Source organism: Cuneatibacter caecimuris, assembly GCF_004216775.1.
Classification (GTDB): Bacteria; Bacillota; Clostridia; order Lachnospirales; family Lachnospiraceae; genus Cuneatibacter; species Cuneatibacter caecimuris.
Genome location: NZ_SGXF01000002.1, coordinates 180,266 through 193,098 on the forward strand (window position 1 = coordinate 180,266; position 12,833 = coordinate 193,098).

At 52.5% G+C, this 12,833-nt stretch carries 11 protein-coding genes; 1 reads left to right on the forward strand and 10 read right to left on the reverse strand.

The window, feature by feature from the left end; all coding sequences use genetic code 11:
* Window positions 1-27 precede the first annotated feature (27 nt).
* The 10 genes from EV209_RS07130 to EV209_RS07175 form a co-directional block, all read right to left on the reverse strand.
* Window positions 28-1,179, reverse strand: a complete 1,152-nt coding sequence (locus EV209_RS07130; protein WP_130434534.1) for a sodium ion-translocating decarboxylase subunit beta — start codon at window positions 1,177-1,179, stop codon at window positions 28-30.
* Window positions 1,180-1,234: 55 nt separating this feature from the next.
* A complete protein-coding gene (locus EV209_RS07135) occupies window positions 1,235-1,600 on the reverse strand; it encodes a biotin/lipoyl-containing protein (RefSeq protein WP_130434536.1) in 366 nt (121 codons plus the stop codon).
* A gap of 18 nt (window positions 1,601-1,618) precedes the next feature.
* Window positions 1,619-2,431 carry an OadG family transporter subunit gene (locus EV209_RS07140; RefSeq protein WP_243647532.1) on the reverse strand — a complete coding sequence of 271 codons (813 nt, stop codon included), beginning with the start codon at window positions 2,429-2,431 and terminating at the stop codon, window positions 1,619-1,621.
* 16 nt (window positions 2,432-2,447) lie between these two features.
* Window positions 2,448-3,905 (reverse strand): acyl-CoA carboxylase subunit beta, encoded by a 1,458-nt coding sequence (locus tag EV209_RS07145; protein WP_130434538.1) that lies wholly within the window; start codon window positions 3,903-3,905, stop codon window positions 2,448-2,450.
* A gap of 133 nt (window positions 3,906-4,038) precedes the next feature.
* Complete coding sequence (locus EV209_RS07150) at window positions 4,039-5,253, reverse strand: D-alanyl-D-alanine carboxypeptidase family protein (protein WP_130434540.1); 1,215 nt, start codon at window positions 5,251-5,253, stop codon at window positions 4,039-4,041.
* A 62-nt stretch (window positions 5,254-5,315) separates the two neighbouring features.
* Entirely contained in the window at window positions 5,316-7,970 is a 2,655-nt protein-coding gene (locus EV209_RS07155) for an alpha-L-rhamnosidase (RefSeq protein WP_130434542.1), read from the reverse strand.
* 18 nt (window positions 7,971-7,988) lie between these two features.
* On the reverse strand, window positions 7,989-8,582 hold the full coding sequence (gene scpB / locus EV209_RS07160; RefSeq protein WP_243647533.1) for an SMC-Scp complex subunit ScpB: 594 nt from the start codon (window positions 8,580-8,582) through the stop codon (window positions 7,989-7,991).
* Window positions 8,575-9,363: a segregation and condensation protein A gene (locus EV209_RS07165; RefSeq protein ID WP_130434544.1), complete on the reverse strand. Its 789-nt coding sequence runs from the start codon at window positions 9,361-9,363 to the stop codon at window positions 8,575-8,577. Before EV209_RS07165 ends, scpB begins: the two co-directional genes overlap by 8 nt.
* A gap of 2 nt (window positions 9,364-9,365) precedes the next feature.
* On the reverse strand, window positions 9,366-10,244 hold the full coding sequence (locus tag EV209_RS07170) for a metallophosphoesterase (RefSeq protein WP_130434546.1): 879 nt from the start codon (window positions 10,242-10,244) through the stop codon (window positions 9,366-9,368).
* Window positions 10,245-10,307: 63 nt separating this feature from the next.
* The gene (locus EV209_RS07175) at window positions 10,308-11,579 is read right to left on the reverse strand and encodes a D-alanyl-D-alanine carboxypeptidase family protein (RefSeq protein ID WP_408609010.1); all 1,272 of its coding nucleotides are present in this window, start codon (window positions 11,577-11,579) and stop codon (window positions 10,308-10,310) included.
* Between the two features lie 210 nt (window positions 11,580-11,789).
* Here EV209_RS07175 and EV209_RS07180 point away from each other — a divergent pair, with 210 nt between their 5' ends.
* A complete protein-coding gene (locus EV209_RS07180) occupies window positions 11,790-12,818 on the forward strand; it encodes a 3-deoxy-7-phosphoheptulonate synthase (RefSeq protein ID WP_130434550.1) in 1,029 nt (342 codons plus the stop codon).
* Window positions 12,819-12,833 lie beyond the last annotated feature (15 nt).

Sequence of the window (12,833 nt, forward strand, 5' to 3'; positions counted from 1 at the left end):
GTTGAGTTTACATTGCGGGCTGTTTCTTTAGAATACGCCGAAAATTGCCATGAAAGTACCTGCCGCCACGGCAGTACCGATCACTCCGGCCACGTTGGGACCCATCGCATGCATCAGCAGGAAGTTGGTAGGATCTGCCTCCGCACCCACCTTCTGGGACACACGGGCCGCCATAGGCACAGCCGATACGCCGGCGGAACCGATCAGCGGGTTCACTTTTCCATGGGTCAGCTTGCACATCAGCTTGCCGAACAGCACGCCGGCAGCGGTACCGATGCCAAATGCGATCAGACCGAGGGCCACAATTTTCAGAGTATCCCATTTCAGGAATGCCTCCGCACTGGTGGTAGCGCCTACGGAAGTGCCCAGCAGAATTACGACGATATACATCAGAGCGTTGGAAGCTGTTTCTGTCAGCTGCTTCACCACGCCGCTTTCACGGAACAGGTTGCCCAGCATCAGCATGCCGACCAGCGGAGCTGTGGTAGGCAGGATCATACAAACCACAACCGTTACCACAATGGGGAACAGAATGCGTTCCAGCTTGGAAACAGGGCGCAGCTGCTCCATCTTGATGGCCCGTTCCTTCTTCGTGGTCAGAGCCTTCATAATCGGGGGCTGAATGATGGGCACCAGTGACATATAGGAATACGCCGCCACAGCGATAGGGCCCATGTACTGCGTCTGTCCCAGCTTGCCGCAGAGGAAGATAGAGGTGGGGCCGTCCGCTCCGCCAATGATAGAGATCGCAGCCGCCGCCTTATCGTTAAAGCCCAGAAGAATAGCGAAGAAATACGCTGCGTAAATACCAAACTGTGCCGCCGCGCCCAAAAGGAAGCTCTTGGGATTCGCGATCAGCGGGCCGAAGTCTGTGGAAGCGCCTACGCCCAGGAAAATCAGGGACGGCAGAATACTCCACTCATCCAGCAGATAGAAATAATGCAGCAGTCCGCCCACCCCGTTGGATGAATCCTCAACTCTCAACATGATGTCGGGGAAAATATTTACCAACAGAATACCAAAGGAAATCGGAACCAGAAGCAGCGGCTCATAGCCTTTCCGGATAGCCAGGAACAGGAATATAAACGCTACCAGGATCATCACATAATTTCCCCAGGTCAGATTAAAAAATGCGGTCTGATGGATCAGATTGCTGAGTGTGTTTATAACATAATCCATTTTTTAATTCCTCCCATATTTTTTTTGGGAATTCACATTCAGTCAGATGCAAATCCTAGTTTAATGTGGCCAGAACCTCGCCGGCCTCCACAGATCCGCCTACTGCTACGTTCACGCTGGCCACTGTGCCGTCCTGGGGCGCTACGATGTCGTTTTCCATCTTCATTGCTTCCAGTACCAGCAGAACATCGCCCTTCTTCACTGCCTGTCCGGGATTTGCCTTTACCGCCAGAATCTTTCCGGGCATGGGAGCCGCAACCTTCACGCCGCCCTGCGCGCCTGCGGGAGCCGCTGCCTTGGGCGCTGCGGGCGCCGCTTTCGGAGCTGCTTTGGGTGCTGCCGCAGGAGCTGCGCCGGCCGCCCCTTCTTCTACTGTCACTTCATATACGGTGCCGTTTACGGTAATTGTATAATTCTTCATGATTTTTTCCTCCTAGATTTAAGCTCTTTTCCATTTATTGGATTTTCTTCTGATGGAGCGCACCACCAGGCCGTCTGCTGAAGTTTCCTGGGATGCCGCGATCGCAGCGGTGATCACCGCCACCAGCTCCAGGTCATCCGCCAGCTCGCCGGCCGGCAGTTCAGCCATGGGCTGGGGAATTTCGGTATCTTCAATCTCATCTTCAGCCTTTTTTCTCCACATACCAGATACTTTATTCACCAGCATGGGCACAAATTTCAGCAGAGCGATGATACCGCTGATAAGGATCAGGATGATGAACACAGTGCCCATGCCCATCAGGGTATTCAGGCCGGCGTCCGCCAGCTTTTCGCCCATGCCTTTACTGTCTTCCCCTACTGCCACGCCGTCTTTTTCTGTAGTGGTCATAGACAGGACTTCCCACATAGGGCTTTCCGGATCCGAATTATCAATAGTCCCATCCATGCGGACTTTTGTTTCAGAACCGCTCTCATTCTTATAAAGCAATGTCACAGTACACTCTATCGTAACGCCAGTTCTTGTAGATTTAAAATCAAACGCATCCTGAAGAGTACCGATGGTTTCACCATTTTCTGACCAGAATTTAAGACAAGGGGCAATTCCCGTATCCCTCATTGATTCTTCTTTATCATTATACTGCTGTAATGCCGACTCCGCACTGTATTGCTGCAGCGCCGCGGCTGTATTTTTCATAATTACCTGAAGGTTTTCGTCCTCCAGATTCACCGCTTCCGCAAAAACCGCAGTGGCTCCAAAGCACATCACCAGAACACAGGCCAATATGGAAAATATTGCACGTATTCTTTTCATATTCTGTCACCTCGCCTTAAACCGTTCCGTGTTTCTTAGCGGGACGATCCTCTCTTTTTGTGAACAGCATTTCCAGAGCGGCGATCAGACGCTTTCTGGTATCCTGCGGTTCAATAATGTCATCCACATAGCCTCTCTTAGCGGCAGCAACCGCGCTGGACTGAAGGGATGCATATTCCGCAGCCTTGTCCGCAATCAGCGCATTCGCCTCTCCTGCTGCGGAAGCGATTTCATCCGCATACATGATCTTCACAGCGGAAGAAGCATCCATCATGCCGATGGAAGCGCCCGGCCATGCATAAACCACATCCGCGCCCAGAGACTTGGAATTCATAGCGGCATATGCGCTGCCGTATGCCTCGCCTGTAATCACATTGATCTTGGGCACCGTAGCGTTTGCAAATGCGTAAACCATCTTAGACACAGCCTTTGCCATCTTCTTTTCCTGGCATGCGGTAGCCTTGTAGCCTAAAACATTCGCAAAGGTCACTACCGGAATTTCAAAAGCGTCGCAGAAATTTACAAAATCAGCCGCCTTAGCCGCGCCATCCGCAGTCAGAACAGCATCAAACTTTTCCGTTTCCTTGCCTTCTTCATCGTACAGCACTGTACGGTTTGCAACAACGCCTACGGTATTGCCGTTCAGGCGGATCAGACCGGTTACCATTTCACGGGCATATGCCGATTTTGCCTCAAAGAAAAAGCCGTTGTCAGAAATCACGGACAATGCCAGCGCCGGGTCCGCAATATATCCGTCCAGATTTTCACAAATCCGGTTCAGGTCATCGGCGCACTCGTCGTAAGACATGTTGTCCTCGTTGTTGGCAGGCAGAATACCAACTAATTCTCGGATGCCGGAAAGGATTGCGGCCTCGTCAGCCACCATATCCACAATACCTGTCTCTTCTGCGGCAAATTTTGCTGCAGCGGTATCACATTTTTCGGTATAATTTCCGTCCAGCGCGTTGGGAGAGTTCACAAACAGTTTTGCCTTCTTCTCTTCCATAAATGTAAAGTCGCTCATCGCAGGAACCATGGCCATGCCGCCTCCGCAGCTGCCGAACACAGCGCTGATCTGGGGGATCACGCCGCTGGCCTGTGCCTGGTTAAAATACAGGCCGCCAAAAGCTTCCAGCGCGTCGGTTGATTCCTGCAGCCTCATTCCGGCGCAATCGATCAAGCCGATGACCGGCGCTCCCATTTTCATTGCCATCGCATACAGGCTGTTGATTTTCTTCGCGTGCATTTCGCCCACGGAACCGCCCAGAACGGTAGCGTCCTGGCTGTATACATATACCAGGTTCCCGTCAATGGTGCCGTAGCCGGTCAGTACGCCGTCTGCAGGAGTCTCTTTATCCTGCATATTGAAATCGGTGCTTCTGGCAGTGACATAGCCGCCGATTTCAACAAAACTGTTATCATCAAGCAGCGCTTCTATTCTTCTGCCTGCTGATACTTGTGCTGTATTACTCATGTTTCAGCCCTCCATCTTGTATGATAAAATATATAACAAAACCAATTTCTGCCGATTTTAATTGTAACGGATTTCGACTATTATTTCAAGTGCTTTCACTGACATTTTTGTATTTTTTTTAGCAGCGTTTTAATCAGGGAAGGAAAAGCTTCAGCAACTGCCCCAACGACCAGGAAAACTCTCTTCTGTCCGCGGCTTCGGCTGTAAATATTTCCGTTTCTTCCAGTATCTCTCCTCCGGCGCTCCAACGGATCACACCTACCCGCTGCCCCTGGCCGACCGGCGCCTCCAGCTTATCCCTGCACTCCATCTGGCAGGTAATCTGTTCTCCCTTTTTTAAAAGCCACTCAGCGTTTTCCGGAAGGGAAGCGCTCAATTTCACTGTACTTTTCCCCCACAGGCCTCCGCTGTCAGGAATCCCTTCTTCCACCTCCAGAACCGGAAGTTCCGGAAGCTGCAGCGTTTCTTTATGATCATAGGCTGCAAATCCATATTCCGCCAATTTTCTCATATCCGACCATTTCCAGGATTTATTTGGAGGCCATCCGCAGGCAAGCAGCGCGGCGATCAGCGTTCTCCCATCCCGTTCTACTGCACCGATATAGCAGTAGCCTGCAGTACCCGTAAAGCCAGTTTTTCCTGATACGGCGCCTTCCATGGAAGTGAGCAGCGCATTATGGTTCTGGCAGGAGTACTGGGAGGTTCCTTTCATATCAGTGAAGCTATAGGACGCCGTTCTGGTGATTTTCAGGAATTCTTCCCTTTTCGGCGACTCCATGATGCAATAGCGCATAATTCTGGCCAGATCTTCCGCTGTAGTCTCATGCCCCGGGGCATCCAGCCCGTTAGGCGTTACAAAATGAGTATGCTCTGCACCAAGGGCTTCTGCTTTCTGGTTCATCAGCGCGGCAAACCCCTCGACTGATCCTCCCACATGCTCCGCAATGGCTACAGCTGTATCATTAAAGGATTCCAGCATCAGCGCATAGAGCAGGTCTTCCATACGGAAAACCTGGCCGGAATGCATGCCCAGATGGACTTTCGGCTGCGCCGCCGCATTGGAGGAAGCAGTAACCTCCTCCTCCAAATCCGCATGTTCCAGCGCCAGGATGCAGGTCATAATTTTCGTGGTACTGGCCATGGGAAGCACCTCCTGACCGTCTTTGCTGTAGAGAACCCTGCCTGAATCCCCGTCTATCAGAACCGCAGCTTTCGCATGCAGATCTCCCTCGGCCGGCGGCTCTGCTTCCTCCGCCCATACGTTTCCCGGCCCTGCCAAAAAAAGCATGAGACAAACTGCTGCCGCCAGCCGTCTCACGCTCTTTTTTCCCATACTCCATCGTTTCATCGCATATCTCCGGACAAAATCTTTAATCCAGTGTATGCGGTATGTTACCTGGTTATGCGCCTTTATGGATCAGCCCGCTCTGCCAGAATCTCATATTGTCCCGTTTCCAGGGAGATTCGTCCGTCCCGGCACAGCTCTTCTGAAGTCTTCCCATTGATCCGCACAGCCCTGCATTGACAGGGCAGACGGAATTCCGCCTGCGCGTCAAAGGGTATTTTAACCCGGAATATCATGTTTCTCCCCTTCACCTCCCAGCCGCTTTCATATCTTCCGGCCGCAGAGTCATAGACAGCCCGCGCCCATTTCAGGCGGCTGTCAGGTACCGGGCGGATCACAGCCCTCTTAAACCCGCAGCCTTCTTCAGAAGGATTGATGCCGCACATATAACGGTACATCCATTCTGCCACAGCGCCATAGGCATAGTGGTTCAGGCTGTTCATGCCGGTATCGCTGACTCTTCCGTCAGGCAGCACCGAATTCCACCGCTCCCAGACCGTTGTCGCCCCCATGTTCACCTCATAAAGCCAGCTGGGGTAATCCTGCTGCAGAAGCAGCGTATAAGCATATTCCGCCAACCCGTTTTCTGTCAGCGCAGGGCAAAGCCAGGGCGTGCCCACGAATCCTGTGGTCAGATGCACGCCGGTCTTCTCCAGATTTCTTTTCAGATCTTTTGCGACCCTTTTGCGCTGTTCGCCTTCCACCAGCCCAAATACCAACGCCAAAACCTGCGCTGTCTGGGTGTTCACCGCCATCCGGCCGTTCGGCGTAATATATTCTTTCCTGATCGCCTCTTTTACTTCTTCCGCCAGCCATCCATACCGGGCCGCATCCCCGGCCTTTCCCAGCGCAGCCGCAGCTTTTGCGGTGAGCAGGGCGGAACAGTGATAATACACAGATGCCACAAATCCGTTTTCCGTACCGCCAAAGCTGCTGGACGGGTCAGGGTTATCCAGAGCCAGCCAGTCTCCAAAATGGAAACCTGTCGTCCACAGCCTTCTGCCCCCATGCCTGTCATCCTGAGAGCGGACGTAGTCCACCCATCCGGTCATATTCCCATATTGTTCCTGCAGCAGCGTCAAATCTCCATAAAAAAGATACATTGTCCAGGGAATCACTGCTGCCGCATCCCCCCAGGCACAGGACCCATGCCTCCCATAATCCGCGGCCGTCTTCCCCGGTTCTCTCAGACGGCAGATCTGCGTCAGCACATCCGGGACCACATGGGGTGCGGAGCCTCCCAGCTCCTCTTGCTCCATCCGCATGTCCCGAAGATACTTTCTGTAAAACGCAGGCGTATACATATGAAAGCTGGCAGTCCCGCAGAATACTTGGGCGTCCCCTGTCCATCCCATGCGTTCATCCCTCTGCGGGCAGTCCGTAGGCACATCCAGGAAATTTCCCCGCTGGCCCCACAAAGTATTTTCCATCAGCCGGTTTACCAGCATGTCCGAGGTTTCCACCCAGCCGGTCCGCATCATTTCTGAATGGATGACGCAGGCGATAAAGTCTTCCGGATGAATTTCCGTCATTCCTTCCACCTTTACATACCGAAATCCGAAAAAGGTGAAATGAGGCCTGACATGTTCCTTTTTTCCTGAGGAAATATAGACCAGTTCCTGCCTGGCTGTGCGCAGGTTATCCCGGTAAAAATTCCCTTCCTGCAGAATTTCTCCAAAAGACAGTTTTACCTCCGTCCCAGCAGTAACACTGCAGTCAAACTCCACCCAGCCGGTCATCTCCTGGCCAAAATCCAGCACCTTTTCTCCCGCCGGCGTGACAAGCAGCTGGACCGGCCGTCTTGTCTCTGTAACAGTAACCGGAGGGCTCAGCCTGTCGCGCACATCGCCTTCCGGCCCTTCTGAAGGCTGCGCGGGCAAAAAGCCATCCATGCAGCAGCCGCAGGTGGCAAACCCTTCCACTTCCTTACGGGCGTCGTATACCTCCCCATCATAAATACTGCTTTGCAGCACAGGAGATGGATGGCAGAGCCAGGTTCCGTCTGTTCCCAACACAAGTTCCCTGCCGTCCTCCATCCTGATCCGCAGCTCGCAGAGAAGCAGAAATCTGTCTCCGTACAGCTCTCCCATTTCATCCACAAAGCCGAAACGCCCTTTGTACCAGCCGTTCCCCAGAGAGATTCCCACAGCATTGCCGCCCTCTTTCATAAAAGGAGTAATATCGAACGTCACCTGCTGCGCCCAATTCCTGTAATCCGTACAAAAAGGTGTTAATAATTCCCGGCCGCATTTTAACCCGTTTATTTCCACCTCAAAAAGCCCCAGCCCGCAGACATACGCCCGGGCAGAAGACACTTTCCCGTCCAGAAAAAACTTGCGCAGGAACAAAGGGTGAATATCTTTATCAAAGGGCGGCGTTATCCAGACAGCTTCCCATTTTTCTTTTCGTTTTCCCGTTTCAAACCAGGCTGCAGCGCTTTTTGCGGTTTCTCCGTTATCCGCCCACACCTGAATGTCCCAGTAATAGCGGGTTCTCGGCTGCAGATCCAGTTCTGCCCTGAAACCCAGGGAAGAGATCTCCTCTCTCCTGCCGCTGTCATAAATCATTGCGGCCATTTCTTCATCCAAAGATACCCTCAGCCTGGCGGCAGCCTGCTTTTTCCCGGATTCTGCTTCTGCCGTCCAGGTAAAAACCGGATGACTCAGCTCGGCTCCCATTGGATTTTCCAGATGGTCCACCCGCATATGTGTGATATTCAATGACAACCCCTCCTCTTTTCAGGTTTCCACTTCGATTTCTTCTTCTGCCTCTTCCTTAAATTCCTCTACCATTTCAGGGCTGGCCTGGGGCAGATCGCCCAGGGAGGAAATCCCAAAACTCCGTAAAAATTCCTCAGTTGTGGCGAAAAGGATCGGCCTGCCGGGAGCGTCCAGCCTCCCTACTTCTTCGATCAGCCCGTATTCGATCAGCCGGTTTACCGCATGATCGCTCTTTACGCCCCGGATTTTTTCAATTTCAATCCGGGTGATCGGCTGTTTATAAGCAATGATAGACAAGGTTTCCAGCATGGTTTCCGTCAGCGCCTGCCGTTTTGGCTGTGACGCAACCCGGATCAGCTGCTCAAAATATTCTTCCTTTGTGCACAGCTGATAGCTGCCTTCCAGCTCCAGGATCTTGATCCCCCGGTCCGCCCGGTCATATTTCAGCATCAGATTCCGGATGATCTTCCGCGTAGTCTCCTCGTCGTGCTCAATGGCGGCTGCAATCTTTGACAGTTCCACAGAGTTGCCCATTGTAAATAAAATCGCCTCAATAGCGGCTTCCAGTCTCTCCAGTTCCACTTCTTCCACTCCTGTCTGCGGGTTAATCATATTGCTCCAGATCCTCCTTGCGCAGTTCTATGGTATTGTCCGGATTCCATTCCAGAAGGATATCCGCAAAAATCTTCTCCTGCGCCACGGACAGCTTGCCGATCTTGATCAGTTCCAGAACAGCCAGAAAAGTCACCACGACCTCCGGCTTTTCCCGCGACTGCTCCAACAGGCTGCGGAAGCTGAACCGCGGGCTTTTCTGCGCATAATCGATCACATGCAGCAGCTTGTCCGACAGCCTCACCGGATCTTTGCGGATATTTCCGAAAGAACTGCGGATCGGATCGATCTTATCCTCCCTGCGCTGCATCACCTGCCGGAAAATATCCTCCAGTTTCCGCAGGGTCAGCCCGTCCAGCAGCCGGTTCAGATCCACCGGTTCCTCATATTTCGCCACCTCCGGCGGTACGGTGGGCGGCTTGTACAGATGCTGGCCGGCGTCTGTCAGCCGGTCTTTCAGCTCCTGGGCCATGGCTTTATACATTTTATACTCCAGCAGGCGCTCTACCAGTTCTTCTCTGGGATCGATCTCCTCTCCCTCTTCATCCTCATCCGGCGGCAGCAGCATTCTGGATTTGATATCCAGCAAAGTAGCCGCCATCACCAGAAATTCGCTGATCACATCCAGATCCTGATGGTCCATGGCGTTTACATATTCCATGTACTGCGCCGTGATCTCCACAATCGGAATATCATAAATGTCTATTTTATTTTTATCAATGAGATGCAGAAGCAGGTCCAGCGGGCCTTCAAACATCTCCAGTTTGACAGAAATTCCCATTTTTATTCCTTTCGCAGTTCCACTGAAATCAAGGTAGGTCTATTGTTCAGCCGGATATTGATCGAATGCGTGCCCAGCCCCGCGCTGACAATCATCCGGCTGCCGCCGTATTCATAAAGCCCCCTGTCCCACTTGGGAAACATCTGATACTGGGGGGACATCAGTCCGCCGACGCCGGGGAGCCGTATGGTTCCTCCGTGAAAATGGCCGGACAGCACCAGGTCCGCGCCCCATCGGGCATAATTGGGAAAATAGAGAGGCGAATGGGCCAGCAGGATCTGATAGTCACCCTTTTCTTTGCAGCAGGGCCCCAGCCTTTCTTCCACATAACCGTCTTCCATAGGCTCTGTCTTAAATTTGGCTGTATAAAACCGTTCGTCCAGATCCAGCCCGCTGATCAGCACTCTTCCATGGGGCTGAGGTATCGCCACTGTTTCATCCTCCAGATAACAAACGCCCTGTTTTCTCAAAAATGCAGAAAAACGGCTGTACCAGCCGGGGTATTCCTCTTCCTGACGTTTCATCCGCAGCTCATGATTTCCGCTTCCGTAATACACAGGAAATTCTGCCGCCAGTCCGGCCAGAAGACTTTCACAGACCTGAAAATCACCATTTTTCCAGGGTTTTACTGTCATCATATCTCCTGCCAGCAGCACGAAATCTGGTGTTTCCTCTCTCACAGCCCGCAGCAGCTCTTCGTTGTCCTCTCCAAAACTCCAGTCGTGCAGATCAGACAACACCACAAATTTAACAGGTCCTTCCACAGCAGCAGTATAAAACTGCCAGCGGCAGACTTCAAAATGCCGCCGTTCATATGCAGATCTGGCCAACAGCATAACTCCCGCCGCTGCCGCCCCGCCCAGCAACCAGTACCAAATCATTTATTCTCTCCTCACAGGCGCGTCTCAAAAAGGCGCGCCTGCATCTTTGTCCCGTCATCGCGCTCACACCAGAAACCGGTCCAGCACCTTTCCAAGGTAATCCATCAGGCCAGCTTCCTCCACTGCCTCTGCCGCCAGCACCTCCCGGTGCCCCACTGTTTTCCCGTTCAGCGTGTATTCCAGGCTTCCCAGCACATCGCCTTCCTGAATCGGCGCTTCGATCTGTTCTTTAAAAACCAGGTTTCTCTCCATCCCGGAAAAATCCTCCCCGCTGGTGCTCAGATAAGAAAACGGCTCTCCGTATTTGCAGTTCACCTGCTCCTTCACACCGTTTAGAACCGGAACAGGCTCCAGCGCAGGAGGCTCCGCGTCCTGGTAAAGCTTACAGTTGGCGTACCCGTAATTCAGCAGCGTGGCGGCTTCTGAGAACCGGATTTTATAATCCGGAGCAGCCATAATCACAGCGATCAGTTCCACTCCGCCTCGCTCCGCCGTAGCTGATACACAGTATTTGGCAAGGCTGGTGGAGCCTGTCTTCAGCCCGTTGCAGCCGTCAAACTGCTTCAGCAGCTTATTGGTATTCGCCAGGCCGAACTCTTTTGTCCCCTGAGCCGTTACATGGGTGATATTTTCCATCCAGATGCTGGAATATGTATGGATCTGCGGGTATTTCGTCACCAGTTCCCGGGACATTACCGCCACATCTCTGGCTGAGGTCAGATGGGTTTCTGAATCTGTGAGGCCGCAGCAGTCTTCAAAATGTGTGCTGCTCATCCCAAGCCCCGCGGCCCTGGCGTTCATCTGGCTGACAAATTCAGTCTCACTGCCGCAGATGTATTCGGCCATCGCCACAGAGGCATCATTGCCTGAGGCCACCACAATACATTTGATCAGGGTCTCCACTGTCTGTTTCTCCCCCTCTTCCAGGAATACCTGGGAACCCCCCATGGATTTCGCATGGGCGCTGGTGGTCACCTCGTCCGTCAGCTGAATCTTCCCCTCTGCCAGCGCGTCAAAAATCAAGATCAGTGTCATAATCTTTGTGATGCTGGCCGGCCTCAGCCTCACATCCGCATCCTTTTCATAAATCACCGTACCGGTGCTGGCCTCCATGAGCAGGGCGCTCCGCGCCGTCACCCCCAGCGCTGCCGATTCTTTTCCTGTCCCTGTCTCCGCAGGGACTGTTCCTTCCGCCCCTGTCTCTGCCTGCGCGGCCGCCGCAACCGCCGCATCTTTCCCGCCGTCCAGCAAGCCCTGATCCATATCCGCCTGACCGGCCATCACCTGTATTGTACACAGCCAGACAGCCAGCAGCAGACTGGTCAGCCTTCTAATTTTTTTCATCTGATCCCTCACTGCTTTTTTTACTATCTTAAGCAGCATGGATACAGGATATGCTATTGTATCATATTTTTCAAACATTTTCAAATATTTTGTTCAAGGTCATTGACACAGAGGCAACGTACTTTTATAATAAAGTGATTGATTTTGTACTTTACCGTATGAAATCAGAATTTGCTTACAGACGAGAATAAAGGAGTCATTATGTCATTCACATTTATTAAAAAGTTACCTACCCCGGAAGAAATCAAAGAATTGTATCCCCTGGCGCAGAAACTGGCCGACCAGAAGGCACAGCGGGATCTGATGATCCGCGATGTCTTTACAGGCGTCAGCGATAAATTCCTGGTCATTATCGGCCCCTGCTCGGCGGATAATGAGACCGCAGTGCTGGACTACATGTGCAGGCTGAAAAAGATTCAGGAAAAAACTGCCGACAGGCTGCTGATTGTTCCCAGAGTTTATACCAACAAACCGCGTACCACGGGCCTTGGGTATAAAGGCATGCTCCACCAGCCCGATCCGGAAGGCAAGCCCGATATGCTGGCAGGCATCGTAGCCATCCGCAATCTCCACATCCATGTGCTGGAGGAAACCGGGATGAGCGCCGCTGACGAAATGCTGTACCCGGAAAACTACCGTTATCTCTCCGATCTGCTCTCCTATGTGGCCGTAGGAGCCCGTTCTGTGGAAAACCAGCAGCACCGGCTTACCGCCAGCGGCATGGATGTAGCCGTAGGCATGAAGAACCCTACCAGCGGCGATTTTTCCGTCATGCTGAATTCCGTAGTGGCAGCTCAGAGCAAACATACCTTTATTTACCGTGCCTGGGAGGTGGAGACAGACGGCAATCCGCTGGCCCATACCATCCTTCGGGGCGCCGTGAACAAGCATGGACAGGCCATTCCAAACTACCATTATGAGGATCTGGTGCGGCTGATGGATATGTACGCCCAGCAGGATTTGAAAAATCCGGCCTGCATCGTGGACGCCAATCATTCCAATTCCAATAAGCTGCATATGGAGCAGATCCGCATTGTGAAAGAGGTCCTCCACAGCCGCACCCATTCCGATGAGGTAAAAAATCTGGTAAAAGGCGTGATGATCGAAAGCTACATTGAAGGAGGCTGCCAGAAGGTAGGCGGACATCTTTACGGACAGTCCATCACCGATCCCTGCCTCTCCTGGGAAGATTCCGAACGGCTTTTGCTGGAAATCGCGGACAGGGTGTAACTGATCAGCAATAAA